This is a genomic window from Chryseobacterium sp. Leaf394 (assembly GCF_001424105.1).
In the GTDB taxonomy this organism is placed as follows: Bacteria; Bacteroidota; Bacteroidia; order Flavobacteriales; family Weeksellaceae; genus Chryseobacterium.
Genome location: NZ_LMQH01000004.1, coordinates 48,058 through 73,509, shown reverse-complemented (window position 1 = coordinate 73,509; position 25,452 = coordinate 48,058). Strand labels below are relative to the sequence as shown.

Annotated in this window: 28 protein-coding genes; 14 read left to right on the top strand and 14 right to left on the bottom strand. The window is 37.0% G+C overall.

Annotated features, from left to right (window positions below; translation table 11 throughout):
• Positions 1–47 precede the first annotated feature (47 nt).
• Genes ASG21_RS01065 through ASG21_RS01055 form a run of 3 tightly spaced genes read right to left on the bottom strand, consistent with a single transcriptional unit; the run spans position 48 to position 1,883 of the window.
• Positions 48–854: a TPM domain-containing protein gene (locus ASG21_RS01065; protein WP_056074760.1), complete on the bottom strand. Its 807-nt coding sequence runs from the start codon at positions 852–854 to the stop codon at positions 48–50.
• Complete coding sequence (locus tag ASG21_RS01060) at positions 835–1,263, bottom strand: TPM domain-containing protein (RefSeq protein ID WP_056074758.1); 429 nt, start codon at positions 1,261–1,263, stop codon at positions 835–837. Before ASG21_RS01060 ends, ASG21_RS01065 begins: the two co-directional genes overlap by 20 nt.
• A gap of 11 nt (positions 1,264–1,274) precedes the next feature.
• Positions 1,275–1,883 carry a LemA family protein gene (locus tag ASG21_RS01055; RefSeq protein ID WP_056074756.1) on the bottom strand — a complete coding sequence of 203 codons (609 nt, stop codon included), beginning with the start codon at positions 1,881–1,883 and terminating at the stop codon, positions 1,275–1,277.
• 164 nt (positions 1,884–2,047) lie between these two features.
• Between ASG21_RS01055 and ASG21_RS01050 the strand changes: the two genes are divergently transcribed.
• A complete protein-coding gene (locus tag ASG21_RS01050) occupies positions 2,048–2,533 on the top strand; it encodes a dihydrofolate reductase (RefSeq protein WP_056074755.1) in 486 nt (161 codons plus the stop codon).
• A gap of 120 nt (positions 2,534–2,653) precedes the next feature.
• On the top strand, positions 2,654–3,217 hold the full coding sequence (locus ASG21_RS01045; RefSeq protein ID WP_056074753.1) for a hypothetical protein: 564 nt from the start codon (positions 2,654–2,656) through the stop codon (positions 3,215–3,217).
• 61 nt (positions 3,218–3,278) lie between these two features.
• Here the strand turns inward: ASG21_RS01045 and ASG21_RS01040 are convergent, their stop codons facing one another.
• The 4 genes from ASG21_RS01040 to ASG21_RS01030 all read right to left on the bottom strand — a co-directional run bounded on the left by ASG21_RS01040 (position 3,279) and on the right by ASG21_RS01030 (position 5,936).
• Positions 3,279–3,911, bottom strand: a complete 633-nt coding sequence (locus tag ASG21_RS01040; RefSeq protein ID WP_056074750.1) for a trimeric intracellular cation channel family protein — start codon at positions 3,909–3,911, stop codon at positions 3,279–3,281.
• Between the two features lie 42 nt (positions 3,912–3,953).
• Positions 3,954–4,238: a four helix bundle protein gene (locus ASG21_RS19810; RefSeq protein WP_241773434.1), complete on the bottom strand. Its 285-nt coding sequence runs from the start codon at positions 4,236–4,238 to the stop codon at positions 3,954–3,956.
• Between the two features lie 109 nt (positions 4,239–4,347).
• Positions 4,348–4,812 (bottom strand): pantetheine-phosphate adenylyltransferase, encoded by a 465-nt coding sequence (gene coaD, locus ASG21_RS01035; protein ID WP_056074748.1) that lies wholly within the window; start codon positions 4,810–4,812, stop codon positions 4,348–4,350.
• Between the two features lie 140 nt (positions 4,813–4,952).
• Complete coding sequence (locus ASG21_RS01030) at positions 4,953–5,936, bottom strand: D-alanine--D-alanine ligase (RefSeq protein WP_056074745.1); 984 nt, start codon at positions 5,934–5,936, stop codon at positions 4,953–4,955.
• 156 nt (positions 5,937–6,092) lie between these two features.
• Between ASG21_RS01030 and ASG21_RS01025 the strand changes: the two genes are divergently transcribed.
• The 5 genes from ASG21_RS01025 to murI all read left to right on the top strand — a co-directional run bounded on the left by ASG21_RS01025 (position 6,093) and on the right by murI (position 11,371).
• Positions 6,093–7,112: a PASTA domain-containing protein gene (locus ASG21_RS01025; protein WP_056074740.1), complete on the top strand. Its 1,020-nt coding sequence runs from the start codon at positions 6,093–6,095 to the stop codon at positions 7,110–7,112.
• Between the two features lie 68 nt (positions 7,113–7,180).
• On the top strand, positions 7,181–8,251 hold the full coding sequence (locus ASG21_RS01020) for an RluA family pseudouridine synthase (RefSeq protein ID WP_056074738.1): 1,071 nt from the start codon (positions 7,181–7,183) through the stop codon (positions 8,249–8,251).
• Between the two features lie 51 nt (positions 8,252–8,302).
• The gene (locus ASG21_RS01015) at positions 8,303–9,253 is read left to right on the top strand and encodes a PorP/SprF family type IX secretion system membrane protein (protein ID WP_056074736.1); all 951 of its coding nucleotides are present in this window, start codon (positions 8,303–8,305) and stop codon (positions 9,251–9,253) included.
• A 52-nt stretch (positions 9,254–9,305) separates the two neighbouring features.
• Positions 9,306–10,430 (top strand): radical SAM family heme chaperone HemW, encoded by a 1,125-nt coding sequence (hemW, locus tag ASG21_RS01010; RefSeq protein WP_082482325.1) that lies wholly within the window; start codon positions 9,306–9,308, stop codon positions 10,428–10,430.
• A gap of 110 nt (positions 10,431–10,540) precedes the next feature.
• A complete protein-coding gene (gene murI, locus ASG21_RS01005; RefSeq protein ID WP_056074732.1) occupies positions 10,541–11,371 on the top strand; it encodes a glutamate racemase in 831 nt (276 codons plus the stop codon).
• A gap of 249 nt (positions 11,372–11,620) precedes the next feature.
• Here the strand turns inward: murI and ASG21_RS00995 are convergent, their stop codons facing one another.
• The 5 genes from ASG21_RS00995 to ASG21_RS00975 form a co-directional block, all read right to left on the bottom strand.
• Positions 11,621–12,202 carry a nitroreductase family protein gene (locus ASG21_RS00995; RefSeq protein ID WP_347230574.1) on the bottom strand — a complete coding sequence of 194 codons (582 nt, stop codon included), beginning with the start codon at positions 12,200–12,202 and terminating at the stop codon, positions 11,621–11,623.
• 104 nt (positions 12,203–12,306) lie between these two features.
• On the bottom strand, positions 12,307–12,894 hold the full coding sequence (rsmD, locus tag ASG21_RS00990; RefSeq protein WP_056074727.1) for a 16S rRNA (guanine(966)-N(2))-methyltransferase RsmD: 588 nt from the start codon (positions 12,892–12,894) through the stop codon (positions 12,307–12,309).
• Positions 12,895–13,119: 225 nt separating this feature from the next.
• Positions 13,120–13,836, bottom strand: a complete 717-nt coding sequence (locus ASG21_RS00985) for a DUF3822 family protein (RefSeq protein WP_056074724.1) — start codon at positions 13,834–13,836, stop codon at positions 13,120–13,122.
• Positions 13,837–13,854: 18 nt separating this feature from the next.
• Positions 13,855–14,349, bottom strand: a complete 495-nt coding sequence (locus tag ASG21_RS00980) for a Smr/MutS family protein (protein WP_056074723.1) — start codon at positions 14,347–14,349, stop codon at positions 13,855–13,857.
• Between the two features lie 235 nt (positions 14,350–14,584).
• Positions 14,585–15,097 (bottom strand): metallophosphoesterase family protein, encoded by a 513-nt coding sequence (locus tag ASG21_RS00975; protein ID WP_056074720.1) that lies wholly within the window; start codon positions 15,095–15,097, stop codon positions 14,585–14,587.
• A 160-nt stretch (positions 15,098–15,257) separates the two neighbouring features.
• On the opposite strand from ASG21_RS00975, the gene ASG21_RS00970 reads away from it, so the two are divergent.
• Together ASG21_RS00970 and ASG21_RS20450 are read left to right on the top strand one after the other, a co-directional pair.
• Positions 15,258–16,802 carry a serine hydrolase gene (locus tag ASG21_RS00970; protein WP_056075227.1) on the top strand — a complete coding sequence of 515 codons (1,545 nt, stop codon included), beginning with the start codon at positions 15,258–15,260 and terminating at the stop codon, positions 16,800–16,802.
• A 224-nt stretch (positions 16,803–17,026) separates the two neighbouring features.
• Positions 17,027–17,545 carry a hypothetical protein gene (locus ASG21_RS20450; protein ID WP_056074718.1) on the top strand — a complete coding sequence of 173 codons (519 nt, stop codon included), beginning with the start codon at positions 17,027–17,029 and terminating at the stop codon, positions 17,543–17,545.
• Between the two features lie 45 nt (positions 17,546–17,590).
• Here ASG21_RS20450 and ASG21_RS00960 read toward each other — a convergent pair whose 3' ends face one another.
• Entirely contained in the window at positions 17,591–18,073 is a 483-nt protein-coding gene (locus tag ASG21_RS00960) for a histidine phosphatase family protein (RefSeq protein WP_056074716.1), read from the bottom strand.
• Between the two features lie 125 nt (positions 18,074–18,198).
• Here ASG21_RS00960 and ruvX point away from each other — a divergent pair, with 125 nt between their 5' ends.
• From ruvX to ASG21_RS00935, 5 genes are all read left to right on the top strand, one after another.
• Positions 18,199–18,615, top strand: a complete 417-nt coding sequence (gene ruvX / locus ASG21_RS00955; RefSeq protein WP_056075224.1) for a Holliday junction resolvase RuvX — start codon at positions 18,199–18,201, stop codon at positions 18,613–18,615.
• Positions 18,612–19,184, top strand: a complete 573-nt coding sequence (gene def / locus ASG21_RS00950) for a peptide deformylase (protein ID WP_056074714.1) — start codon at positions 18,612–18,614, stop codon at positions 19,182–19,184. Before ruvX ends, def begins: the two co-directional genes overlap by 4 nt.
• 67 nt (positions 19,185–19,251) lie before the next feature.
• The gene (locus ASG21_RS00945) at positions 19,252–19,809 is read left to right on the top strand and encodes a DUF5606 domain-containing protein (protein ID WP_056075221.1); all 558 of its coding nucleotides are present in this window, start codon (positions 19,252–19,254) and stop codon (positions 19,807–19,809) included.
• 193 nt (positions 19,810–20,002) lie between these two features.
• Positions 20,003–20,779: a nucleoside triphosphate pyrophosphohydrolase gene (mazG, locus tag ASG21_RS00940; protein ID WP_056074712.1), complete on the top strand. Its 777-nt coding sequence runs from the start codon at positions 20,003–20,005 to the stop codon at positions 20,777–20,779.
• Positions 20,776–21,654, top strand: a complete 879-nt coding sequence (locus tag ASG21_RS00935; RefSeq protein WP_056074711.1) for a hypothetical protein — start codon at positions 20,776–20,778, stop codon at positions 21,652–21,654. The genes mazG and ASG21_RS00935 overlap by 4 nt, the downstream gene beginning before the upstream one ends.
• 78 nt (positions 21,655–21,732) lie before the next feature.
• Here ASG21_RS00935 and ASG21_RS00930 read toward each other — a convergent pair whose 3' ends face one another.
• Positions 21,733–25,446 carry a metallophosphoesterase gene (locus ASG21_RS00930; RefSeq protein WP_056074709.1) on the bottom strand — a complete coding sequence of 1,238 codons (3,714 nt, stop codon included), beginning with the start codon at positions 25,444–25,446 and terminating at the stop codon, positions 21,733–21,735.
• Positions 25,447–25,452: the final 6 nt, after the last annotated feature.

The window sequence follows — 25,452 nt, the reverse complement described above, 5'->3', positions numbered from 1 at the left end:
TAAAAAAATGGATATGATAGAAAATCTCATCTTCTCTAAAAATATTTTTACCATCCACCCGAAGCACCACCACCTCCGAAACTTCCGCCACCGCCGAAGCCGCCAAAACCTCCGCCGCCACCTGATGAGCTGCCGCCACCAAAGCCACCGCCACCAAAGCTGCCAGGGAATGGGAAAGGGAAAAATCCTCCAGGATAATTTCTTCTGCCGCGTCGCGTGATGATCACATCGTCGTCGTCATCGTTTCCACCACCTCGGTTTTTAAAAATAATGATGAGAATAATGATGATTACAAAGGCAACTAAAAGAAGTTGGCCCAGATCAAAATCGTTTTCTTTCTTCCGTTCAATGGGCTTGAATTTCCCCTGAACGGCCTCCATAATCGCAGATGTGCCACGGTTAATGCCTTCATACCAGTTTCCTTCACGGAAATGAGGAGTTACGATGTAATCGATAATCTGTTTAGAAACAGATGCTGTTAAATATTGCTCAACGGCCCGTCCCTGCTGAATTGCCAGTTTTCTGTCTTCAGTTGCAATCAGAAAAACGACTCCGTTGTCTATTCCTTTTTGCCCGATTCCCCATTTTTCGCCGATCATCGTGGCAACAAAATTAATGTCTTCGCCTTTTGTGGAAGGGATAATAACAACTTCAATTTCTGTAGATGTAGAATCTGAAAATGCAATCAGTTTTTTGTTTAATTCATCGGTTTCCTGCTTCGATAAAAGTTTCGCTTCATCGTAAACAGGGTAGAGGAGTTTCGGTTTTTCGGGAATAGTGTATTGTGCCGATACAAAAATGCACAGGCAGAGAAAAATAAATGAAAATACGGATTTATGAAAATGTAATTTCATTGGAAAGTTCGTTGGTGTTTTCTCCCGTCACCGGAAAATGTTTTTTGAGTTCGAAACCTGTTTTTAAAATTGCATCCCGCAGCGGTTCGAAAAATTTCTTCTGAGCGAAGCCAGCGGTAATTTCATCATGCAGAGCATCCCAGTAGGATTGATGAACTCTTTCGTGAATTCCCCTGTCGCCTATAATCGTGAGATATTTCTGTTCAAAATTAACATGAAAAAGAACCGCATTGAGTTCTGCGGTTTTATTCATGCAAAGTTCTTTGAAAACATTGTAAGCTCTGTCAGCATTTTTGTTTTCAGTATTGGAGTCGATGTGCACCCTGATCTCGCCGGTAGAATGATCTTCCGCCGACTGTATCGCATCTACAAGCAATGCGATCTGCTGATCTGTAAGGAAATTGCTCACGTTTGTTTTAATTATTCTGAAAACACATCCGGTGCTTTTTCTGCTCCTGCAGCTGCTTTGAAAGATGGTTTTTCTTTAAAGTTGGTGAAATTCGCTATGATGTTAGAAGGGAATTGCTTGATTGAGGTATTGTAATCTCTCACAGCTTCGTTGTAATAAACAGTTTCTGATCTGATGCTGTTTTCAATCGCGATATATTCGCTCTGGAAATTAATGTACTGTTGATCTGCCTTCAAGTTTGGATAAGATTCTACAACCGCCATCAATCTGCTCAGTGCTCCTGATAATTCTCCCTGTGCAGCCTGGAATTTTGCCAAATCAGCTTCGGTCATATTAGTAGGATCAATGTTTATTGAAGTTGCTTTAGATCTTGCTTCGATTACTTTGGTTAATGTTTCCTGCTCAAATTTAGAGTAAGCTTTCACTGTTCTTTCAAGATTTGGAATCAGGTTGGCTCTTTTTTGATACACCGTTTCTACGTTAGACCATTTGTTGTCTACAATCGCTTCTTTAGCAACGAAGTTGTTGTAACCGTTTTTTCCCCAGAAGAAGGCAATTGCAACAATTACAAGAAGTGCAATTCCGATGGTTCCTGCACTAAGGCAGCCTTTGTTTTTCATATGTGAATTTTTTTATTGTTTTTTAATTGTCATATGCAATCGCCAGACTTCAGAATATTTTAATGTTACTTTGTAATGGCGATTTCATAGTCTGTATGTTTTTTTTAATTTTTGCGTTTTCCAAATATACAAATTATGTGCTATTTTTGTAAAAAATATTAAGAATGACAACAATTGTGGTGGCGATGGGCGAGAAGAACGAAATAGGAGCAGACAACAGGCTTCTGTGGCATCTTCCAAAAGATTTGAAACACTTTAAAGATCTTACTTCCGGACATCCGATTATTATGGGCAGAAAAACCTACGAAAGTATTGGTAAGCCACTTCCCAACCGCACCAATATTGTTGTTTCAAGAAAGAAAAACTGGTTTCAGGAAGGGATTTTAATTGTTGGAAGCATAAAAGAAGCCTTAAAATTTGCAAAAAAAATCGATGAAAATGTTTTCATCATCGGTGGTGGAAATATTTATGAGCAAACAATGGAAGTTGCTGATAAACTGGAAGTGACCTTAGTAAAAGCTCAACTTGAAGCAGATACGTTTTTCCCGAAAATTGACCCTAAAATCTGGAAACTTTCAGAAGAAATTCATCACGAAAAAGACGAGAAAAATGAATATGATTTCAGCTTTCAAACTTATGAGAAGATTTGAGATTTGACGTTTGAGATTTGAAATAGATGAATTAAATTCATACAATACTGAATTTAATCAACCTCAAATATTGAATATTGAATATTGAATTCATTATCTTTGCCATTCTAAAATTTAAACATGAACAAATACATAAAATTTGTTATCGCTGCCCTGATTATTGCAGCAGCAGTTTATCTGATGATGAACAGAAACATCGGTTGGGGAATCGTTTTGGTGATTCTTTCAGCAGTTCCTATTTTCCTCTATTTTAAAAACGAGTATATTCTTTTGGCTTTCTGGCAACTGAGAAAACAAAATATGGAGAAAGCAGGAGTCTGGCTTACAAAAATTACCAATTATACTTCTCAGCTGGATAAAAATCAATACGGATATTTTCACTATTTGCAAGGTCTCACTTTGGCTCAGGACAATCCTGCGAAAATAGAACCTTATATGAAAAAAGCACTGGATTATGGTTTGAATATGAAGCATGACCGCGCCATGGCAACTTTAAATCTGGCTGCGGCAGCACTTTCTAAAGGTAGAAAGCAGGAAGGACAGAAACTTTTGGAAGAAGCAAAAAGACTGGATACGGCAGGAATGATGACCGAGCACATTAAAACGATGAAAGCTCAGCTGAAAATGCCAACGATGCAAAAACACGTTCACAATCCTCACATGAGACAGAGAGGGAAGTTTTAAGAAAATACTTAGAGATAAAATAGAAATGCACCTGAGAAATCAGGTGCGTTTTTTTTTGTCTTTACATTTCAGAATTACTTTCATACCCATAAAATTTTGGAATCTGCCAATGGTATTTTACGGCTAAAGTCCGCACACTTACAATCATTAAAATCGTAAAAATCTGAATAAAAGTATAAGAAAGTGTGGTAAAATGCGTCAGCAGTAGAAAGGTGGAACCTCCAATAATACAGGCGCTCGCATAAATTTCTTTCCTGAAAATCAGTGGAATTCTGTTCAGTAAAATATCGCGTATGATTCCACCAAAACAGCCTGTGATCGTTCCCAATCCGATACAGATGAGAGGATGAATATCTAAATTTAAACCTTTCTGAACGCCAATGATCGTAAATAATCCCAACCCAAAACTGTCGAATATAAAAAGCGTAACCTTGAAATTTTTCTCAATCGACTTGAAGATCATGGAGAAAATGCTGGTTGCCAGAATCAGTCCGCACATCAGAAGATCGTGCATCCAGAAAACGGGAGTGTCCAGTAATAAATCTCTCACCGTTCCGCCACCAACCGACGTTACGAATGCAATAATTAAAACCCCAAAAGGATCCAGCCTTTTCTGCATCGCAGCAAAACTCCCCGACATCGAAAAAGAGATCGTCCCGAGAATTTCTATGATGAAGTTGAGCTGCTCGTGCATGTCTATAGGTAATAAGTGATGGGTAATGAGTAATTACGAACGTTATAAATTTTGAGATAATTTATGTTTATATGTGGTCATTACTTTTACCAGTTCTTCACATTCTGATTTTAATAATAGTAATTTTTTATCTTCAAGATACTCTAAATCTTCGATGATTTCTAACCAGAATTGGGTTTCATCAATTTCTTCAACAACAATACAGATTTTTGCAAATTTTTCTTTCTCCGATCTTGCTCTGCAAACCGCCCGATAATTGGATGCGACAGAAGTTGAAGATCTAATGATTTGTTTTCTGATAATTGAAACCGCATCAGAATAGGGCAGTGGAGATAGACTTTTGATGATTTCTAAAGAAAATTTCTTAGTCCGGTCTCTGAAATTTGATTAAAATCCATTTGTGTTATTATATTACTTATTACCCATTACTCATTACTTATTTTTCAACTCTTACCGCTTCTGGAACCAAAAGTTCATATTCTCCTCCGTGATTGATGATTTCTCTCACAATGCTGCTGCTGATGAAAGATTTTCCTGATGAAGTTAAAAGGAAAACCGTTTCCAGTTTTTTATGAGCAAGCGTTCTGTTGGTATGAGCAATAGCTTTTTCAAATTCAAAATCGGCAGGATTTCTGAGGCCTCTGAGGATGAACTGGGCATTTTTTTCGAAGCAGTAATCGACGGTCAGTCCTTCAAAATGATCGACTTCCACATTCGGAAATTCAGCAACAGAGTTCTGAATGAATTCCATTCGTCTCTCAAGCGGAAACATATATTTTTTTGAAGAATTCTGTCCGATCGCAATAATCACCTTGTCGAAAAGTGCCGCTGCTCTCTCAATAATATCATAATGTCCTAAAGTAATCGGGTCAAAAGATCCCGGAAAAACGGCAATTTTCATGCGTGAAAAGTTTTGGGTTTTAGGTTTTGAGTTTAAAGTTTTATCATGTTAAACTCTCCCCACTGAACTATATTTTATTTAAATTAAAAAATGAATGTTAAAAGCAAAGTGCAAACTTCTGTCTTCCAACATTCATCTTCCTACTTTTTAAAAGCTTTCTCCACTTCATTTCCACAAAGATCTTTAATGGAAATTCCATAGATTTTTGCCTGTTGCGGAAGAATACTTGCGGGAGAAAATCCTGGGTTGGTATTCATTTCGAGCATGTACGGTGTGCCGTTCATCAGAATAAATTCACTTCTTGAAAAACCACTCATTCCAAGAGAATTGTAGGCTCTTTTAGCAATTTCTTCGACTCTAATTCTTGTTTCGTCGTCAATTCTTGCAGGCGTAATTTCTTCAGAAGCACCTTCATATTTGGCTTCATAATCGAAAAATTCATTCTGAGGAACAATTTCTGTAATTCCCAAGACGATGGTTTCGCCTTTATAATCAATCACTCCTACAGAAACTTCCATTCCATCAAGGAAGCTTTCAATTAAAATTTCATCGTCTTCTTTAAATGCAATTTCGGTGGCAGCAATCAGTTCAGATTTTTCTTTCACCTTAGAAATTCCAAGAGAAGATCCGGATTGGTTGGGTTTTACAAATACCGGAAGTTTTAAATTTTCAACAATTTCATCAACATTAATCTCTTCTCCTTTTCTTAAATAAACGCTTTTCGCAGATGGAATTCCATACTTTGAAAGTACGGCTAAAGTGTCTTTTTTGTTAAAAGTCAAAGCACTTTGATAAAAATCACAACCTGTATATTTTTGTCCGATTGCATCCCAATAAGCCTGCAGAATACCATTTTCGCCAGGCGTTCCATGAATAATGTTAAAGCAAACATCGAATTTCAGCGTTTTTTCATCAGATAACTTTACTGAAAAATCTCCTTTGTTGATTTCTTGTTTATTTTCATTTTCATCCAAAAAATACCATTCGTCTTTCAGAATTACGATTTTATATACGTCGTAAATATATCTGTCTAAAGAATCGAAAATCAGTTGTCCGCTTTTCAGAGAAACCTTATATTCATCGGAATAGCCGCCCATTACTACGGCTACATTTGTTTTGTTCATAGCTAAATGTATCTTTCAAGTAAGGCAAATTTAATGATTTTAGATATTGCCGGAGCTGATTTTTGTAAAATTTAAACGACAGCCAAAAATTCTTAAATAAATTCTATTCTAAAATTATTAATTATATTTGCCGTTACAAATAAAGAGTTTATCAATATGCTCAAATCGCTTTTCAACTGGAGAGTTCTCCTGAATTTAATTCTTGCAGCCGGAGTTTTTGTAGGTTTAATTTACCTCACATTCCGCTGGCTGGAGATTCATACCCATCACGGCGATGAAATACAGGTTCCGAATGTGGTCAACAGATCTGTACACGATGCCGTGAAAATTCTGGATGATTCCGGATTGGAATATGAAGTAGACAGCTTTAAATACGATCCTAAATACAGGCCTTTTCAGGTATTGCAGATTTATCCTGCACCGGGATCCCGTGTTAAAAACGGAAGATCGGTTACTTTAAAAGTTAATCCAAGAAACTGGGCTCCCGTTTCCGTTCCTGATGTTATCAATAAGTATTCAGGATTAGGTTTCCAGCGTCTGGATCAGGTAGGTCTGAAGGTGGGTGATACCATTTATGAACCGAGTATTCAGAAAGATGCTATTTTAAGAATTTTATTTAAAGGAAACAGCATTAAACCGGGAACTAAAATTCCGAGATTCTCAATTATTGATGTGGTAATAGGCAGTGGCCCGATGAGAAATATCGGTATTCCGAATGTGGTAGGACTTACCGTAAAAGAGGCGAAGGCACTCATTGCAAGAAACCTTTTTGAAGTGGGAATTGTAGATTATGAAGATGGTGGAAGTAACGAAAATGATATTGTTTATTATCAGGATCCTGCCTCAGGTGATGTCCGTGATCAGGGAATGCAGATTGACCTTTGGGCCAGTAAAAAAACGCCTGCGGAGCTGATGAACAAAATCAACGAGCTTAATTCGATGTACAGAATGAAGATTGATACCACACTGCCTCCGGTAAGATATGAAGAAGTTCCGAACTTCCCGGATCCTGTGCCGGTTGATCCTGTTCCGGTCACTCCGCCAAAAAGGGATGTTCCGAAAAATGATCCACCGAAACAGAATACAACGCCAGCTAAATCTTCAACAGATAAGCCTAAAGCAACCACCACGACCAAGCCTGCAGATAAGCCAAAAGCAAAACAGGTTATCAATTAAATTAAAATTATACAAATAATCAGGCTTCAACGGTATTTTTGCGTTGGAGCCTTTTATATATTTAAGAAATGACAGAAGACAACGAAGATTTTTTAGATGACGAACTGGAAAGTTCCGATGAGCAGAATTTTGAACTTGACGACGAAAACAAAGGACTTTACGAGCACGTTAACATCACCGCTGATCCCAAACAGGAACCTTTAAGGATTGATAAATTTCTTTTAAACTACCGTCAGAATTCTTCAAGAAACAAAATATCACAAACATGCCGCGCCGGAAATGTTGTGGTAAACGGTGTTCCCGTAAAACAGAACTACCGCGTGAAACCGGGTGATCAGATTTCAGTGCTTCTTGCCCATCCGCCAAGACAGAATGTTATTATTCCGCAGGATATTCCAATTAACATTGTTTATGAAGATGAAGATGTTATAGTTGTGGATAAAGATCCTGGAATGGTAGTGCATCCGGGTCACGGAAACTGGGATAAAACTTTAATCAACGCCCTCGCTTTTCATTTTGAAAAAAACGGAGCCAAATCGGACCTCGACAGGGTAGGGCTTGTCCACCGTATTGATAAAGATACCTCAGGACTATTGGTTATTGCTAAAAATGAGTACGCGCTTAGTTTTCTTGCCAAACAGTTTTTTGACCGGAAAACCAAAAGACTGTACTGGGCTTTTGTGTGGGGAAATGTGAAGGATGATGAAGGCACCATTCAGGGTCATATAGGCAGGCATCCGAAGAACAGGATGCAGATGCACACTTATGTCGACGGAAGCCAGGGTAAGCATGCAGTCACCCATTATAAAGTTTTGGAAAGATTTAAATACATGACGTGGGTAGAGTGTAAGCTGGAGACAGGAAGAACGCATCAGATCAGAGCCCACTTCAAACATTTGGGTCATACGCTCTTCAACGACGAAAGATATGAAGGTCATACGCCTCTCCGTGGAGTGAATCTTCCTAAGTATAAGCAGTTTATAAAAAATGTCTTTGAAATTTTACCAAGACATGCACTGCACGCCCACACCCTCGGGTTTATACATCCCACTACTAAAAAGGAATTGTATTTTGAGAGCCCAATGCCATCAGATATGGCGGATGCTGTAAAAAAATGGAGAAATTATTTAGAAAACTAAAAATATATTGAGAATTTTTTTATATTTGTTGAATTGAAATCAAGATTTGTTATGAGAAAACTATATGCTATCGTATGTTTAGCTCTTTTGTCGAATGCATACAAAGCACAAGAATCACTACCATACTATCAACAATATCTTTTGGATGGTGAGTTCCTGTTCAACCCTGCTCAATACGGTAAAACAGACTATGTACAGCTTAACCTTAACTATCAGCAACAATTTTCAAAGTTTAGTGAATCCCCAAATGTACAGTCAGTAGGGATCAACGCTAATATCTTTGACAGAGTGGGCGCCGGTATTTCTGTATTCAGAGACAGCAACGGGCCGATCTCTGCGGGTGGTATTACCGCTGGTGCATCTTACTACATTCCTCTGAGCAGTGAGGGAGAGAGAAAAGACCAGTTCTCATTCGGTACAAGTGTTAATTTCTATAACATGAATTTTGATTATACCAAAATTAATACCGAAGACGGATTCGATCCTTTGTTGCAGGGTAACGAGAGTAACATCTTTATGGTATATGCCAACTTCGGTATGGCTGCTACTTACAGAGGTTTATTCGGAGGAGTTTCTGTAAACGATATCGCTTTAAGCAATGACGAATCTATCGTAAACAACTACGAGCCTTCACCAATCAAATTCTTCTTAAACTTAGGATATGACTGGAATCTTGCAGATAACATCGCTTTAACACCATCAGTTTTGGTAAATTTAAATACCAACTCTACAAGAATGATGGATTTGAACCTAATGGCAACTTTCTCAAACGAAGTAAATGCATTCTCAGTAGGAGCAAGTTACAGAACTGTACAGAACAGATTTGACAACCAGACTCTTCAGATTGCACCTGTAGTGAAAGTAAGATTAAACAAACTTATGATTGGAGCTACATACAACCTTGGATTATCTGATATTCAGGAGTACGGTGGAAACAGTTTCATGATCGGACTTGGTTATAACTTTGATAACTTTATTAATCATAGAGGATTTAGATACTAATATGATTTAATTTAAATAAATTTGAGCTCTGAAATTTTTCAGAGCTTTTTTTATGATCTACATTCACATTCCCTTTTGCAAACAGAAATGCAGCTACTGTAATTTTCATTTTTCAACTTCTCTTAATTTTAAAGATGAAATGCTTTCTGCAATGAAAAAGGAAATTTTTCTGCGAAAGGATGAGCTTCAGAATAAGAATTTAAATTCACTTTACTTCGGTGGCGGCACGCCCTCAATACTTTCTTCAGATGAAATCAAGTCTTTGATTGATGAGGTTTTAAAGTATTTCAGTTTTAATTCTGATATTGAAATTACCCTTGAAGCCAATCCGGATGATTTAGATAAAAACTTTCTGAAAGGTATTTCGGATTCTCCCATTAACAGATTGTCAATCGGAACTCAGAGTTTTTTTGAGGAAGATTTAATATTAATGAACCGCGCACATTCCGCTTCAGAAGCTGAAAGTTCGATCAAAAGAGCTCAGGATTTTGGTTTGGAAAATATCAGTATTGATTTAATTTACGGTTCACCAACTTCCAGTATGGAAATATGGAAGGAAAATTTAAATAAAACCATCGCCCTCGAAGTTCCTCATATTTCATCGTACGCTCTCACAGTCGAGCCCAAAACTGCACTGGAGAAATGGATTGAAAACGGAAAAGTAAATTCCCCAAGAGAAGCCGAACAGAACCGGGAATTTTTTTACATGAAAGACTTTCTGAAAGATCATGGTTTTGATCATTATGAAATATCAAATTTCGGTAAACCCAACTATCATTCAAAACACAATTCCGCCTACTGGAAATCCTGTGAATATCTTGGCATCGGACCTTCAGCACATTCATACAACGGGAATGAAGTCAGAAGCTGGAATGTCGCCAACAATAAAAAATATACAGACGGGATAAACTCAGGAATTTTACCTAAAGAAACTGAAATTCTTTCCAAAAAAGATCAGTTCAATGAAATGATTATGATCGGCCTCAGAACAATCTGGGGTGTTGATTTATCGGTATTAAAAGATAAATTTAATGATGAAATTCTGGAGCATTTTCAAAATGAATCTAAATTAAAATTAGAAGAAGGAATTTTAATAATCGAAAATAATCACCTCAAAATTCCTGAAAAACATTGGTTTATGGCAGACGGAATTGCTTCAGATCTGTTTGTAGTTTAGGCCGGATGCCGGATGTAAGATGATGTAAGATTGTCTTTACAAAAAACTTCCTGCATCCAGCTTCCAGCATCCAACAATTTCACTATTTTTGCACTAAATTTCAATCAGTTTTGAAAACAAAAAAACAGGATTATTCTCACCTTTCTGCAAAGCAGCCCATCGGTATTTTTGACAGTGGCGTTGGCGGTCTTACGGTTGCCAAAGAAATAAAAAGGCTTCTTCCACACGAAGATCTGATCTATTACGGCGACACAAAGCATCTTCCGTACGGTGAAAAATCAAAAGAGGCGATTGTAGGATACTGCGAAAAGATCACTAAATTTCTGCTCGAAAAAAACTGCAAAGCCATCGTTATTGCCTGCAATTCTGCAACGGCAAATGCTTTAAAAGAAGTTGTGGAGATGGTTGCAGAGCGTGTTCCCGTAATTGACGTCATCAATCCTGTTGCCGAAAAAGTTTCTTATGAAATTCACAACAACGTTGGAGTAATTGCTACCAAAGCAACTGTAAACTCTGGTTTGTACAGAAAAAGCATCCGTAAACATAACAAATGGATCAAGGTAGACGAACTGGCGACACCGCTCCTGGTTCCTGCTATTGAAGAGGGTTTTAAGAATCATCCGATCACTCATTCCATTATTTACAATTATCTGAGCAATGCAAAACTGAAGAATATTGAAACTTTAATCCTTGGCTGTACGCATTATCCGCTTCTGATCGACGAGATCAAGCAGTATTACGGAAACCGCGTGCGGGTGATCGATTCACCGAATATTGTAGCGAGTCATCTGAAAATTATTTTAGATAAGTACCGTCTGCTGAATGACGGTAATCCCAAGCCAAGTTATCATTTCTACCTCTCGGATCTCACCAAAAACTTTGAAAAAATATCTAAAAAATTCTTTGGCAAAACCATCGATCTGGAATTGAAAGTTTTGTAATGATTTAGAATCTTAAATTATTTTATATAATATCTGCTGATTAATTTTGAACCAAAAATTGCTAGCAATGCTGCGAAACAGCTTAAAGCAGCGATCCCTGAAATATGCTCAAGATTTGAATTGGTCACAAAAAATTTAAATATTAAAAATAAACTAAGCGCAGTAATTGCAGTGATTCTCAGGTTTTTTACTAAAATATCCATAACATCAGTATTTAAAACTATTTTTTAAATATAAGTTAATTTTCAGTTATTTTTCCAAAATGATTTTACTCGTTTCCAGTCTTCGTTTTGGCGTGTGAACAGGCTGATTGGTGTCTGCTTCAGATTTTTGCCCGATGGCAACAGCAAACAGACTTTCATACTTTTCGTTTTGCAGAATTTCATCGTACTCCGCAGATTTTATGCCTTCCATCGGTGTACAGTCGATGCCCATTTCTGCACACGCGGACAAAAGAACTCCCAGAGAAATATAGACCTGTTTCGCCATCCAGTTTTTGATGTACTCCTCACCGTGAGGCTGAACCATGTTTTTGTAATAATTAACAGCCATTTCCGGAAGATTTTCATTGATTTGAGTTTCAAAATCTTCCACCGACTTCAGTACCTGAAAAACAATAACCAGTTTGCTCTCAATAACTTTTGCGGTATTGTGAAAAGATACTTCCGACAGCTGTTCTTTAATTTCTTTGCTGGTTACAAAAACAAAATTCCAGGGCTGGCTGTTGATGGAAGACGGGCTGAGTTGTAGGATTTCCTTTAATTCCTCAATCTGTTCAGCGTCAATTTCTCCTTCAGCATTGTATTTTTTTACCGTATACCGGTTTTTCATTTTTTGCAGAAAACTCATTTTTGATTGGTTTAAAAATTTAAGTCAATATAAATTTACGTTATAAGTCTGATTTTAAAAAAAATCAGCGCAAAAAAAATCAGGAATTAATTTTCCTGATTGCTTATTTCTTCTTCAGCTTCTGGAGTAGGTTCATAAAAACTGAAGCTTACATTTCCGTATTTTCTTGTAAATTTAAAATTAGGATGATCAAGTTTTAATCTGCTTTGATGCTCTACAATCAAAACGCCGTTAGGTTTCAAATACTTATTTTTTAAAACTAAAGAAAGCAGTTCATGATATTTTTTTTCTTCGGTTTCAAAAGGTGCATCGGCAAAAACAATCTCATAAGACTTATTATTTCTGAATTTCTTCAGCCAGTCATAAACATCTCCCCGCTGTGTGCTGATTTGCAGACTCATATCAAGTTCAGCAGCAGTAGAGTTGATGAATGACGTATGCTTTGGATTCATTTCCACAGAAGTCACATCCTGACAGCCTCTCGAAGCAAATTCAAGACTGATCGAACCGATTCCTGCAAAAAGATCAAGAACGGAAACCGACTGCATGTCGTAAGTATTTTCCAAAATACTGAAGAGTGCCTCCTTGGCAAAATCTGTTGTAGGTCTTACATCAAAATGTCTGGGAGCGGCTATTTTTTTGGCTTTCCATTTACCGGAAATTATTCTGTACATGTTTGTTGGGTGTTAGAGGTTTGGTGATGTGTGTTTGATGCTGGGTGGAAGGTGTTTGATGTTTGTGAATAGAAGATGGTCTTATGTAAGTTTATTTCTCATTTGAAAAACAGATTCTCCAAAACTCATTGCATCCTGCCAGATAATTAATTTTTCAAATTTAAAACTCATCAGAAAATATACGCAATCTTGTAAACATCCAGCATCCAACGTCCATCATCCAGCCTAATTTAATATGAAATTTTTGCCCGGAAGATTATCGTAAACAATCTTCAGGTTCTTCACAAATTTCTGAAGTTCAGAGATAAAAGTCTCGTTTTCGGTGGTTTCTCCATAAGCGAAAAACTTGGTTTCATTGATTCCAAAACCGATTTTGCTTAAAGTGAACATCACGAAGTAAAGGAAATCAACTTCAGAATTCACATCCAGATTGTTATAAAGGATCACTTTTTTATCATCAATCGCGAAAAACTCGCACTGATTGTGATACAGATTGATATGAATTTCTTTATTATTTTTAAAACTGATAGAATTTAAAAACTTCTCACCCGAAAAATTAAAGAAAACCGGCAGCGACAGCGCTTTGATTTTCTGATAATATTCTTTTGGGAAAGTATAGTAAAACTGAACTTTAAACTTTTTGTTGACAGACAGCATCAGTTCTTCTTTTTCCTTATCCACAGGCGTGTTGAATGCAATCAGATCATAGCCAAGGTCATGGTTTTCAAAACCTTCGGGCATCAGAGTAAAATTATTTAATGCAGAAACAACATGAATTTCGTCAAATCGCTGTTTGATCAAAACTTCATCGAGGGTGTCAAGGATAAAATTTTCCGGCGATTCTTCGTCAGAAAAATAAGATTTTTCCTCCACGACGCTTTTGTTTTTAGCGATCTGGTAGATTAATCCGTCTTTTGTGAAAAGTAAATGTAGTACGTTCATAAGTCAATTCCTGCAAATTTAGTGAAAATCTACCATTACCGCACCCGATTGATGGTGAAGTATTTCTTTGTTGTAAAAATCAAGATTGGTTTGGCTTTCAAGTACATCCAAAACCATTCGCTGCAAGGTTCCGTCGCCGATTCCGTGTACAATTTCAAGTCTTTTCAAATGATTTTTCCTGCAAAAATTGATTGTCTGGATCAGCTTTTCTTTTTGCAGAAAAAGCCGCTCAAAGCTATCATAATCATTAGGATTTTTAACTAAATTTTCAAAATGAAGATCCAGAATCATCGGATTTTTATCGTGTTTTTTGGAAACTGTTTTTTTCGGTTCAGCCTTTTTTACAATTTTGATATTTTCATAAATCTCAGCATTTTTCGGAACCAGTTTTTCCTTCGGATATTGATAGGTAAATCCATATTCGTCTTTAAAAACCACAGTATTTCCATTAACCGAAGTGACTACTCCGTTCAAATCTTCATCCAGTGCCGAAACTTTTTCTCCTATTTTCATGTCTTTGTGGGTGAAACAAATCAATCCGTTTCTTTATTTTTAATTTTTTTCAGGAGCCGTGAACCTGCTTTCCGCTCATACTCCTCACGCCACCGCATTGGCCATCGCCAGTTGCGGGGTAACCGCTGCAATCAGGGCTAGTTACAATTTGTTACCAAAATTAAACTGTCATTTAATCAAAAGTGGTTACGTACTGAATCTCAAATTTCAGATCTCAAATCTCAAATCTCAAATCTCAAATCTCAAATTTCAAATCCTTCGCTCCCAATTCTATTACTTCCAGATCCTTTATTTCTTCTCCGTCGATTATAAACCGCATCATCGTTCTCATTTTATGCCAGCCCTGCTTACCACAAGCTCCAGGATTTAAATGCAACAGATTATTTTTCTGATCAAACATCGCTTTCAGAATATGAGAGTGCCCTGAAATAAACAGTTTCGGAGCTTTTTCTTTAATTTCTTTATTTGCCAAAGGCGTATATTTTCCAGGATAACCACCGATGTGAATCATCAAAACTTCTACATCTTCACAGAAAAACCGGTTCACTTCAGGAAATTCTGAACGGATTTTTGCGCCGTCGATATTTCCCCAAACACCTTTCAGCGGTTTTATTTTCTCAAGCTTTTCAATGATCTCAAAACTCCCGAAATCACCACAGTGCCAGATCTCATCAGCCTGAGAAGCATATTCTAAAATTCTGTCATCAATGTACGAATGAGAATCTGAAAGTAGTAGGATTTTAGTCATTGAATATTTTGAAAGTCCAAATTTACTCAATAATCCCGAAATGTTTAAATTTGATGAAATTTAAAACTTATGAATTCGCCATATTTGATTATTTCTGTAATAAGCAAAAATTAGATTGTGGCGACTCCATATGACCTTAAAAAAAAATAAATATTTACATATGAAAAAGAAACTTTCTTTTTTCCTTTTTATTTTGACATTCGGCATTGCCAATGCCCAGGTTGAAGAAAAAAAACTCGATGAATTGATTCAGAATACTTTAAAAACTTTCGATGTTCCGGGAATGTCTGTCGGTGTTACCAAAGACGGGAAACTGATTTACTCCAAAGGTTTCGGCGTCCGTTCATTAACCTCAAAACTGCCAATGGATGACACTACTTTGGTGGGAATTGCTTCCAACTCAAAAGGGTTTACCTGCACCGCCCTGGCAATTTTAGCAGATGAAGGAAAACTCGACTGGGACGATAAAGTTTCAAAATATATTCCTGAATTTCAAATGTATGATCCTTACGTTTCTCAGAATGTTACGATCAAAGATTTGGTGACGCACAGAGCCGGTTTGGGTCTTGGACAGGGGGATTTGATGTTCTTTCCCGAAGGCGGAAATTTAAGCGTAAAAGATATTGTACACAACGTAAGATATTTGAAGCCTGAAAATCCTTTCAGAACGACTTTGGATTACAACAATGTGATGTTCATTGTTGCGGGAGAGGTAATTACAAGAATTTCCGGGCTAAGCTGGGCAGAGTTTATCGAACAGAGAATCCTGAAACCGGTCGGCATGACTTCAAGTTTCGGAAGTTACAACAGAGCCAAAGCAGTTGCCAACAAAATCGATGCCCACGCTCCGGTTGACGGTAAAGCCATCGCAGTTCCTCATGACTGGAACGAAACGGCCAACGCAGCAGGCGGAATTATGAGCAATATCAAAGACATAACGACGTGGGCAGAATGTCTGATGAATAATTTCACCACCAAAGACGGTAAAAAACTGGTTTCAGATAAAAACATCATGCAGCTTTGGAATCTTCAGATTTCGAGTGGCGCAGCTCTGAAAAACCCTTATGACACGAGTTTCTATGGCTATGGTTTGGGATGGTTTTTAAGTGATGTGAAAGGTCATAAACAGGTTCAGCATACTGGCGGACTAATCGGAACGGTGACTCAGTTTACTTTAATTCCGGATATGAAATTAGGAATTGTGGTTTTAACAAATCAACAGTCCGGAGCGGCTTTCAACACAATTACCAACACCGTGAAAGATTCTTACCTTGGCGTGGCAGACAGAAACTGGCTGAAAACCTACGGCGACAGAATGAAAAAAGTAGAAGAAGGCTATGACAAGCAAAAGAAAGAAGCTTTCGCAAAATCTGAAGCCTTTAAAAAAGACAAAAACCTCCAGCCAAAAGCAGAACAGTTCGCAGGAACTTACAATGATGTGTGGTTTGGTGATGTAACGATTACAAAAGAAGGAAATACTTTCAGACTGAACTGCAAAAATTCCCCAAGACTGAAAGGAGAGCTGCTTCCGTATTCCAATAATACTTTTATTGTAAAATGGGATGACAGAAGCTATGATGCGGATGCTTATATCATATTCAGTTATGATGAAAACGGAAAAGCAGAGTCAGCAAAAATGAAAGCGATTTCAGATATTACAGATTTCAGTTTTGATTTTGATGATCTGGATTTGAAGAGAAAATAGTCAATTTCGATACTTAAGAATGAAATATCAGCAATAGGGACGGGCTTTGGCTCGTCTTTTTCTTTGCAAAAAAACTGGACAATGTGAAACAAATAAGACAACAAAAATATTTATGAAAATCTTCAGAACTACAAATCTATTCATCAAAAGAGTAGTGTTAAATTAACGATTTGTAAGTTTTTTTGATTTTTTTTACAATAAATTTGATATATATTCTCAGGAAGATGAAAAATTATGTAATCTGTATCATTCTGTTTTTAATTTTCAATTCACCGGCGTTCTCAGCTCAAAGCCCAGCAGAGAATAGGATGTTAAAAAAACTGTTAAAATTTGACTCCTCAAATTTAGATGTCAGATACAATGAGATTTACAAGCATTTGGGGACTTACAAATGCGCAAAAGACTTTAAAATGATCTCAGGCAGAATGGAATCTACGGCAGATGGTAAATATCAAGACTTTATGTTTATCTACAAAGATGGAAAAGTGCTTTTCTTTGGGAAAACTATTTTCGAGGGTTATGAAAACTATGTTAAGAAACCTGAAAAAGATTTTAATGCTGTCTTATTTCAAAGAAATAATATGAATAAAATTCAAAGAATTCAGGTTTATCATTCAATCTTAGGAATGGATTTTGGAAATGGAACTCAAACTATGAATGTTGCAGTACAAAACAACCAAGTTATCATCAAATCTACAGTCGAAAATTGTGATATTTACGAATTATTCGATAATAAGCAATAAGTAGGTTTACAGAAATGAGTTCAATTCACGTTATTCGGTAACGGTTCATGTTTTAATTTTCCCAGGTTCATAAAAAAACAATAATTTTTTCCTAGCTCCCTCAAACTGCGACCAAGAATCACATTCAATCTGAAATCCGGCAACGCCGCAGGTCGGGAAGTGATAAATATCCTCGGAAATGGAGTTGGCAAAATTGGAAATTCCGTTATTGTGCGAAAAAAGAGCAACAGAATTCAGTGAATCGTCCAAAGTATAAATAGCAGATTCGAAATTTCTTTCTTTGGGATTGTAAAGATTTGGATCAGTTCCTACTGTCAGCTGATAAGTCTGGTTGAAAATTTCACAGGTATTCAAAGCCCTCACTGCGGGACTTGAAAGAAGGTAATCGATGCTGATATTGTTGTTTTTCATGTATCTCGACATCATTGCGGCATCTTCCAGACCTTTGTTGGCCAAGGGTCTGTCAAAGTCTTCTGTTTCTTCCGGCCAGTCGCTTTTTGCGTGCCGAACAAGGATGAGTTGCTTCATAATGAGTGGTTTGGAAAATTAAATTTATAAAAAAAATTATGTAAAATATCAAAATTTATAAAAAAAACTGTGTTTAGAATAAAATCACTAAAATTTATTAAATTTGCAGTCTTATGAAATCTTCACTGAAACAAATCCTTGCAATAGACTACGGAAAGGCAAGATGTGGTATCGCAGCCACCGACGATATGCAAATTATCGCAAGTGCTTTAGATACAGTAGCCACAGCTTCTCTGATTGATTTTTTAAAAAAGTATTTCTCAGAAAATCAGGTGGAAGCCATCGTAGTGGGTTTACCAACAGATTTAAAAGGCAATATGTCTGAAATTGAGACGAGTATTTTGACTTTTATTGAAAAGTTTAAAGCTGAATTTCCAGGGGTAGAGGTTCATCGTTTAGATGAAAGATTTACCTCAAAAATGGCATCGTTTTTTATCTCCCAAAGTGGGAAAAATAAAAAACAGCGGGAGCAGAAAGGTCTTATAGACAAAGTAAGTGCAACGATTATATTGCAGAATTTTTTAGAACAAAGAACAAGATGATTTTACCAATAAGAGCATTCGGGGATCCGGTTTTGAGGAAAGTGGCAAAGGATATCGATAAAGATTATCCGGGGCTGCAGGAGTTGATTGATAATATGTTTGAAACCATGTACAGTGCCAACGGTATCGGTCTCGCAGCGCCACAGATTGGTCTGGACATCAGACTTTTTATGGTGGATGTAACGCCTTTGGCAGAGGATGAAGACTATGAAGATATTGCCGAAGAACTGAAAGACTTCAAAAAAGTATTCATCAATGCTAGAATTCTTGAAGAATCCGGCGAAGAATGGAAGTTTAATGAAGGCTGTCTCTCGATTCCGGACGTAAGGGAAGATGTGAAGAGAAAAAGTACAATTCTGATCGAATATTATGACGAAAATTTCGTTAAACATACAGAAACTTTTTCCGATATTAGAGCCCGCGTTATTCAGCACGAATATGATCATATTGAAGGGATTCTTTTCACCGATCATCTCAGTGCTTTAAAGAAAAAACTCGTTAAAGGAAAGCTGGTAAAAATCTCTCAGGGCGAGGTTGGAATCAACTATAAAATGAGATTTCCGAAGTAGATTTTAAGATTAAAAAAAGAAATAAACAGGTAAAAGGCAGTTGTATACTGCCACAAAAAACAAGATTATGCAGTTAGAAAAAATAATTTCGATTTCCGGAAAACCGGGACTTTTCAAATTGGTTTCTCAGCTTAGAAACGGTTTTATTATTGAAGATGTTTCAAACAAAAAGAAAGTAAGCATCGGAAATTCAAGTCAGGTAAGTCTTTTAGACAATATTGCAATGTTTACTTTTGATAAAGAAGTGCCTTTGTTTGAAGTATTTGAAAATATTGCAAAAAACTATGACTATAAAGAAACGATTTCTCACAAATCTTCAGAGGCAGAGCTGAAGGAATTTATGAGCGCATCGCTTCCAAACTACGATACTGAGAGAGTTTATGTTTCTGATATCAAGAAGCTTGCTCAATGGTACAACACGCTTCACAAGGCAGGTTACATCACTCCTGAAAGTTTCGTGAAAGCAGAGTCTGAAACTTTGGAAGGAGAAGCTGCAGAAGAAATCAATGTAGAAAAAGAAGCTCCAAAAAAGGCACCTAAAGCAGAAAAGCCGGCTACACCAAAAGTAAAAGCAAGCACGGGAGCAAAAGCAGCTACAAAAAGTACACACAGAAAAATGGGATAATTAATTTATCTTCATTGATACAAACCTCGTCAGCAATGATGAGGTTTTTTTGTCATTGCGAGCAAAGCGAAGCAATCTGTTAGAGGTATTTGAGTAAGTTCAACAGATTGCTTCGTCGTCCCTCCTCGCAATGACGACAGTTTTTAAAATCGATTTTTACTAAATTTGCCTTAACCTTAACCTTAACCTAAAAATGAACACCAGACAGGAAAAACTCGAAGCTTTCGGAAGACTTTTGGATATTATGGATGATCTTCGTGAGAAATGTCCGTGGGATCAGAAACAGACGCTTCAGACTCTTCGTCATCTGACTTTGGAGGAAACTTACGAACTTTCTGATGCACTTTTGCAGGAAGATCTGACGGAGATCAAAAAAGAACTCGGCGATGTATTGCTGCATTTGGTTTTTTACGCTAAAATCGGTTCAGAAAAAGAAAGTTTCGATATTGCTGATGTCATCAATTCTTTGAATGAAAAACTGATTTTCCGTCATCCGCACATTTACGGCGATGTTGAAGTGAAAGATGAAGAAGAGGTGAAACAAAACTGGGAAAAGCTTAAATTAAAAGAGGGAAACAAATCTATTTTGGGTGGTGTTCCGAAAGGTTTGCCGAGTCTTGTAAAAGCCTACCGAATTCAGGATAAAGTAAAAGGAATTGGTTTCGAATTTCATGATGCCGAAGATGCGTGGAAGAAAGTAGATGAGGAAATTAAAGAATTTCATGACGAAACTGATTTGGATAAAAAAGAACTTGAACTGGGAGACGTATTCTTCTCACTGATCAATTACGCCAGAATTTCAGGTTTAAATCCCGATTCCGCTTTGGAAAGAACCAATCTAAAATTCATTTCAAGATTTCAGAAGATGGAACAGCTTGCAGCTGATGCAGATTTAAAATTAGCTGACATGACTTTGGAGGAAATGGACGAACTTTGGGATAAAGCAAAACTTTTAAATAACAACAAATGAAAATGAATATTCTCTCTGCGATCTGCTCTCTGCTTTTCATAGGATGCAACCCGAAAACTGAAACTTCTACTCCGAAAGAAGATAGTCTGAAAACGGAATTCTCCCTTCCAAAAAAACTGAAAGAGGTTTCGGGGATGGCAATTTCACAGGATCAGAAAACAATCTGGGCAATTGAAGACGCCGGAAATAAAAATGTGGTGTACGGTTTAGATTTAAAAGGAAATCTTATCGCAGATGTATTGGTTGAAAATGCCGACAATAACGATTGGGAAGACATTACGAAAGATAATGCGGGAAATATTTATATCGGTGATTTCGGGAATAATGAAAATGACAGACAGAATCTTTCTATCCTCAAACTGGATTTAAAAAGTGAAACTCAAAAATCTGCAAAAGTAATTCAGACCACGAAATTTCACTATGAAGGGCAGACTGAGTTTCCTCCAAAAAAATCTAATCTGCTTTACGATTGTGAAGCCTTTGTAGAAAAAGACGGGAATTTTTATCTCTTTACAAAAAACAGAAGCAAAGGCTTTGACGGAACTTTTTTAGTCTTCCAGATTCCAAATAAGGAAGGTGATTTTGAAGCTAAATTAGTTGGGAAATTGAAACTGGAAGGCGGTTATAACGATGCTGCGATTACTTCGGCTTCCATTAATTCAAAAAATCAGATTGTTCTTTTAACGCACAAAAATATTCATGTTCTTTCCGGTTTTGCTCCGGATAATTTTAATTCAGCTAAAATTCAGAAATTTGTCCTAAACCATAATTCGCAAAAGGAAGCAGTTGTTTTTCTTGATGATAAAACCTTACTGATTGCCGATGAAAAGGATAAGAAAGAAGGTGGGAATGTGTATAAATTTGAACTAAAATGATTTTATAAAGAAACAAACCTTCAAGGTTACAAAAACCTTGAAGGTTTAATAACTCTTCAAATATAAAAGGCAATGCCTTTAAAAACTCATTCCGACGCCACCGGAAATTCTTCCGCCATCTGATCCGATGAAATAATCCAGTCTTGCAGAAATCATATCCAGAATTCCAAGCCAGAAACCGGCGCCGACACCTTGATGCCATGTATCTGAAATTTCGTGATCGTTCCACACTCTACCCAAATCGTATCCAACCAAAATTCCCATATTAGCAGGAACGATGCTGTTTTTCACACGTCCAAAATCCCAGCGGACTTCTGCACTGTTGACGAAATAGGATTTTCCTGAGAATCTTTCATTTCTGTAAGCACGCAGACCGTTTCTTCCACCGATGCTTGCCGCCTGATAGAATTCAAAATTATTGTTGTTGATGATCATCGCATTGGCCGAGTTCGCAAATACAAATTTTCCGTTTTTATCAATTTTCCTGAATAAATTTAAAGTTCCCTGATAAGCCACGAAATTCTGGTCAAAATTTGCAAAGTTTGTTTTCCAGCCTGCATTTAGAATCAATTCCATTCCCAAAGTAGGGAAGGCTTTGCTGTCGGAATTTTTAAAACTAAAAGTATAGTTGGCACCACCGAACTGTTGACCATTGAAAACTTCTGGATTCACATCCGTCGAAACTGCGATGAAGCGGTCATCGTTTCTCTGCACTTCAGAATGCTCAAAACTCAACTGAAACTGGTGTTTAAGATTGAGCCAGTTCGTTTTTGAAATGGAAGGAGCAACTCTGATTTGTGAAATTCTCACACGGTTATAATTCCTGCTGATCTCTTTATTAAACTCATTGTCATTCGACAATCCAAAGAATGTTCTGGCAAAATGAGGAGTGGTGTAATAGGCATCAACATTGGCATCCCAACCGAAAATTGCCTTTTTAAATACGCCTTTATACCCTACATTAAAACCTCCTGTCGCCGTGTAAAGATTGGCACTGAGAGAATGTTTTTGGGTAAACGGATCGCGGATGAAATTGTTTACGGTATAATTCGCCACAAAACCCAAAATTACACCATCATCAGGATTGAAATCGGCGTTCGGATAACCTGCAAAAAAGTTGTATTTCGGGTGCTTCCAGTTGTAGGTATTGGCTTCGTAGTCGTTGGTTAAATGTTTTGAAGCGCCTTTGGTTTCGTATGTGTTTTTTTGTGATTTAAAATCATAAATTTTCACTTTACTTCCGTTGGAAACTCTGTAAACATCGTGGTTGTATCCACCAATCAGGCGAATGTTGATTTTAGATTTTCCATCTCCCGTAACTTCATAAATGTCGTCTTCTTCAAGTCCATACACCCAGATTTCTTTGGTTAAAGTGTCGTTGTAAGTCTTTTCAAAAACAAGTTTTTCCTCATTACTTTTGTCATTCAGTTCGTATTGTTTTACAGTAATCAGACCGTCTGTGTGTTTTGAAATCACAAATTTATCTTTGTTGACGGTTCCTGCGATCGGAACTTTTTCTTCCAAGACAGAAGAGTATTTTGTTGCATAGTTTCCGAGATCCTTTTTTCTGACCTTAAGTTTTCTCTGAATATCGGCAATCGTATCATCCTGGACTTCTTTCGGAAGGTTTTTGAATGCGTCATCAATATCTTTGTCGCTAATATTTTCCTGAATAAATTTTGCCTGAGCATTCCACTGTTTTTCACTTGCAGCTTTCAGAATAATTAAATCCAGCGGATAAGGTTCCATATTCATCCACTTCACATTTTTGATTTCATCTTTAAATGATTTCATGTGACGGATCATTGGAATATTCATAATTACTTTAAAAGCAGTACCGTCATAATTGCTGAAGGCCTGATCGTGATCTCTCGGAATAGGTTTGTAAAAAACATTTTTTCCGTTTTTATATTCTGCCCATTTCCACTGATCTTCGTGTCTGTCCCAATCACCGATCAGCATGTCAAAAAGTCTTGCTCTGATATACAGATCCTGATCAACAGTGTAATTGCTGTTTTTCTGAAGGTTTTTAATTAAATCAGCTGTCGAGATAATATCTGTAGCATTATCCAGTGAAGCTAAAGTTTTTGGGTCGGAAGAAAAGCGTTCCTCAATCATGTACATTTCATCGCCATAATTTTGGTTAAACTGACCTAACTGCTTTTGTTTAGGAATATAATACAGCTTTGGATTGCTGTGAAAAAGATCGATTTTATCAGCAAGATTGTTGACTGAAAATGCGGTAAAAGGATGACTTGTCGTATAGAAATCCATCAGAAATCTTTCGGGAAAAGTATTTGAAAGTTCATTTCCAAAACTGTTTTTTTTGAATCCCTGATTGTTTAAAAAGCGTATTGCATTTTTCTTCACACCACGCATTACAAATTCCTGTCCGTCATTTGCCTGCAAGCGCAAACTGTTCGACTGATTTCCGCCACCTTCACGAAAAGGTGTATAACCTCCGTTTAAAGTTGACAAATCTGCAACCTGATTATTGATCGGTGTTGCGTAATATTTTCTGTAATGATTTCCCCATAGCCAGCTGTAAAATTTCCCGCGCTGCGTCATTCTTTCAGTGTAAACCGCGCTGGTAAAAGTGGCAGCTAAATCTGACGGATAATTATTGACAAATTCTTTCGGCGCATCTTTCACCTGAATGTTTGAAAGGCTTTTCAGTTGATTATTTTTAGTTGAAAAATATTCTACATCGGCACTTTGATCGTTTCTTAAATTTAAAACTGCAAAACCGCTTCCACCAAAGGAAAAATCCTTTTTTGAAGCAATCGTCACAGGATCTGTTTTGGAACCCGCGCCGCTGATGATCTGTCTAATATTTTTATCTGAATGATACTGAAGATTGTGATCGTGTCCTGAAACAAAAATCACATTTTCTTTGTCCTGAACAATGTTTTTAATTCTTCCTGCAAATTCAGCGTAATGATTGTTGCTGAGGTCTTCCATGCTTGCTCCAGACGAACTTCTTAACGTATTGATTAAAGTGGCAACGCCTGGAACCGGAAGTTTTCCCTGAAATGAAGACAGATGTGATTTTGCAGAATTGAATCCGGCATGCACACCCGAACTGATAATCGGATGATGCACCGCAACGATAATTCTTTTATCCTGATTTTTTACAATTAAGTCTTTAAACTCTTTGTAAAAATCATCCTTTGTCTTGATATCACAACCTTTATTGATTCCGGGATATTTGTCCCAGTCGATCAGTGCCCATTCAGAATCAATGATAATCAGCTTAATGTCTTTAGTTAAATTAATATCATCAATCGGGCATGAATTTTTAGGAAGAAAAGATTTTTTATCATTAAGATAGTTTTTCACGAAATCTTCCTGCGCTTTTAAACCTTCGAGACCATGATACCAGTCATGATTTCCGGGAATAACCAGTGTTTTACCTTTGAAATTTTTGGTAACAGCCAATTGATTTTCCATTTTTACCCTTGCGGAATCATATTCTTTGCTGCCTTCTTTTGGCATTCCGAGTGGGTAGATGTTGTCACCCAAAAAGATGACTATCGAATTTTTATCTGCAGAGTCGAGCTTGTTTTTAAGTAAATTTAAAGTGTGCTGAGCCTGCTTTTCGTTCGCATTTCCGGCATCACCGATGAGGAAAAGTTTAAAATCATTCTCCGTTTTTGCCTGCGAAACAGGGATTTCCTGCAATTCTTTTCCTTTCTGAACTTTGTAAGTTGCACAGGAAGAGAGCACAGACAGTATGATTAAGCCATTAATGAAACGGCTATTTTTAAGGGATTTAATACAAGATAAATTCATACATTT

What these genes read in the sequence shown, in the direction of transcription:
- ASG21_RS01065 (WP_056074760.1), bottom strand. Translation starts at nt 854, where the DNA reads ATGAAATTACATTTTCATAAATCCGTATTTTCATTTATTTTTCTCTGC.
- ASG21_RS01055 (WP_056074756.1), bottom strand. Translation starts at nt 1,883, where the DNA reads ATGAAAAACAAAGGCTGCCTTAGTGCAGGAACCATCGGAATTGCACTT.
- ASG21_RS01050 (WP_056074755.1), top strand. Translation starts at nt 2,048, where the DNA reads ATGACAACAATTGTGGTGGCGATGGGCGAGAAGAACGAAATAGGAGCA.
- ASG21_RS01045 (WP_056074753.1), top strand. Translation starts at nt 2,654, where the DNA reads ATGAACAAATACATAAAATTTGTTATCGCTGCCCTGATTATTGCAGCA.
- ASG21_RS01040 (WP_056074750.1), bottom strand. Translation starts at nt 3,911, where the DNA reads ATGCACGAGCAGCTCAACTTCATCATAGAAATTCTCGGGACGATCTCT.
- coaD (WP_056074748.1), bottom strand. Translation starts at nt 4,812, where the DNA reads ATGAAAATTGCCGTTTTTCCGGGATCTTTTGACCCGATTACTTTAGGA.
- ASG21_RS01030 (WP_056074745.1), bottom strand. Translation starts at nt 5,936, where the DNA reads ATGAACAAAACAAATGTAGCCGTAGTAATGGGCGGCTATTCCGATGAA.
- ASG21_RS01025 (WP_056074740.1), top strand. Translation starts at nt 6,093, where the DNA reads ATGCTCAAATCGCTTTTCAACTGGAGAGTTCTCCTGAATTTAATTCTT.
- ASG21_RS01020 (WP_056074738.1), top strand. Translation starts at nt 7,181, where the DNA reads ATGACAGAAGACAACGAAGATTTTTTAGATGACGAACTGGAAAGTTCC.
- ASG21_RS01015 (WP_056074736.1), top strand. Translation starts at nt 8,303, where the DNA reads ATGAGAAAACTATATGCTATCGTATGTTTAGCTCTTTTGTCGAATGCA.
- hemW (WP_082482325.1), top strand. Translation starts at nt 9,306, where the DNA reads ATGATCTACATTCACATTCCCTTTTGCAAACAGAAATGCAGCTACTGT.
- ASG21_RS00995 (WP_347230574.1), bottom strand. Translation starts at nt 12,202, where the DNA reads ATGAAAAACCGGTATACGGTAAAAAAATACAATGCTGAAGGAGAAATT.
- rsmD (WP_056074727.1), bottom strand. Translation starts at nt 12,894, where the DNA reads ATGTACAGAATAATTTCCGGTAAATGGAAAGCCAAAAAAATAGCCGCT.
- ASG21_RS00985 (WP_056074724.1), bottom strand. Translation starts at nt 13,836, where the DNA reads ATGAACGTACTACATTTACTTTTCACAAAAGACGGATTAATCTACCAG.
- ASG21_RS00980 (WP_056074723.1), bottom strand. Translation starts at nt 14,349, where the DNA reads ATGAAAATAGGAGAAAAAGTTTCGGCACTGGATGAAGATTTGAACGGA.
- ASG21_RS00975 (WP_056074720.1), bottom strand. Translation starts at nt 15,097, where the DNA reads ATGACTAAAATCCTACTACTTTCAGATTCTCATTCGTACATTGATGAC.
- ASG21_RS00970 (WP_056075227.1), top strand. Translation starts at nt 15,258, where the DNA reads ATGAAAAAGAAACTTTCTTTTTTCCTTTTTATTTTGACATTCGGCATT.
- ASG21_RS20450 (WP_056074718.1), top strand. Translation starts at nt 17,027, where the DNA reads ATGAAAAATTATGTAATCTGTATCATTCTGTTTTTAATTTTCAATTCA.
- ASG21_RS00960 (WP_056074716.1), bottom strand. Translation starts at nt 18,073, where the DNA reads ATGAAGCAACTCATCCTTGTTCGGCACGCAAAAAGCGACTGGCCGGAA.
- def (WP_056074714.1), top strand. Translation starts at nt 18,612, where the DNA reads ATGATTTTACCAATAAGAGCATTCGGGGATCCGGTTTTGAGGAAAGTG.
- ASG21_RS00945 (WP_056075221.1), top strand. Translation starts at nt 19,252, where the DNA reads ATGCAGTTAGAAAAAATAATTTCGATTTCCGGAAAACCGGGACTTTTC.
- mazG (WP_056074712.1), top strand. Translation starts at nt 20,003, where the DNA reads ATGAACACCAGACAGGAAAAACTCGAAGCTTTCGGAAGACTTTTGGAT.
- ASG21_RS00935 (WP_056074711.1), top strand. Translation starts at nt 20,776, where the DNA reads ATGAAAATGAATATTCTCTCTGCGATCTGCTCTCTGCTTTTCATAGGA.
- ASG21_RS00930 (WP_056074709.1), bottom strand. Translation starts at nt 25,446, where the DNA reads ATGAATTTATCTTGTATTAAATCCCTTAAAAATAGCCGTTTCATTAAT.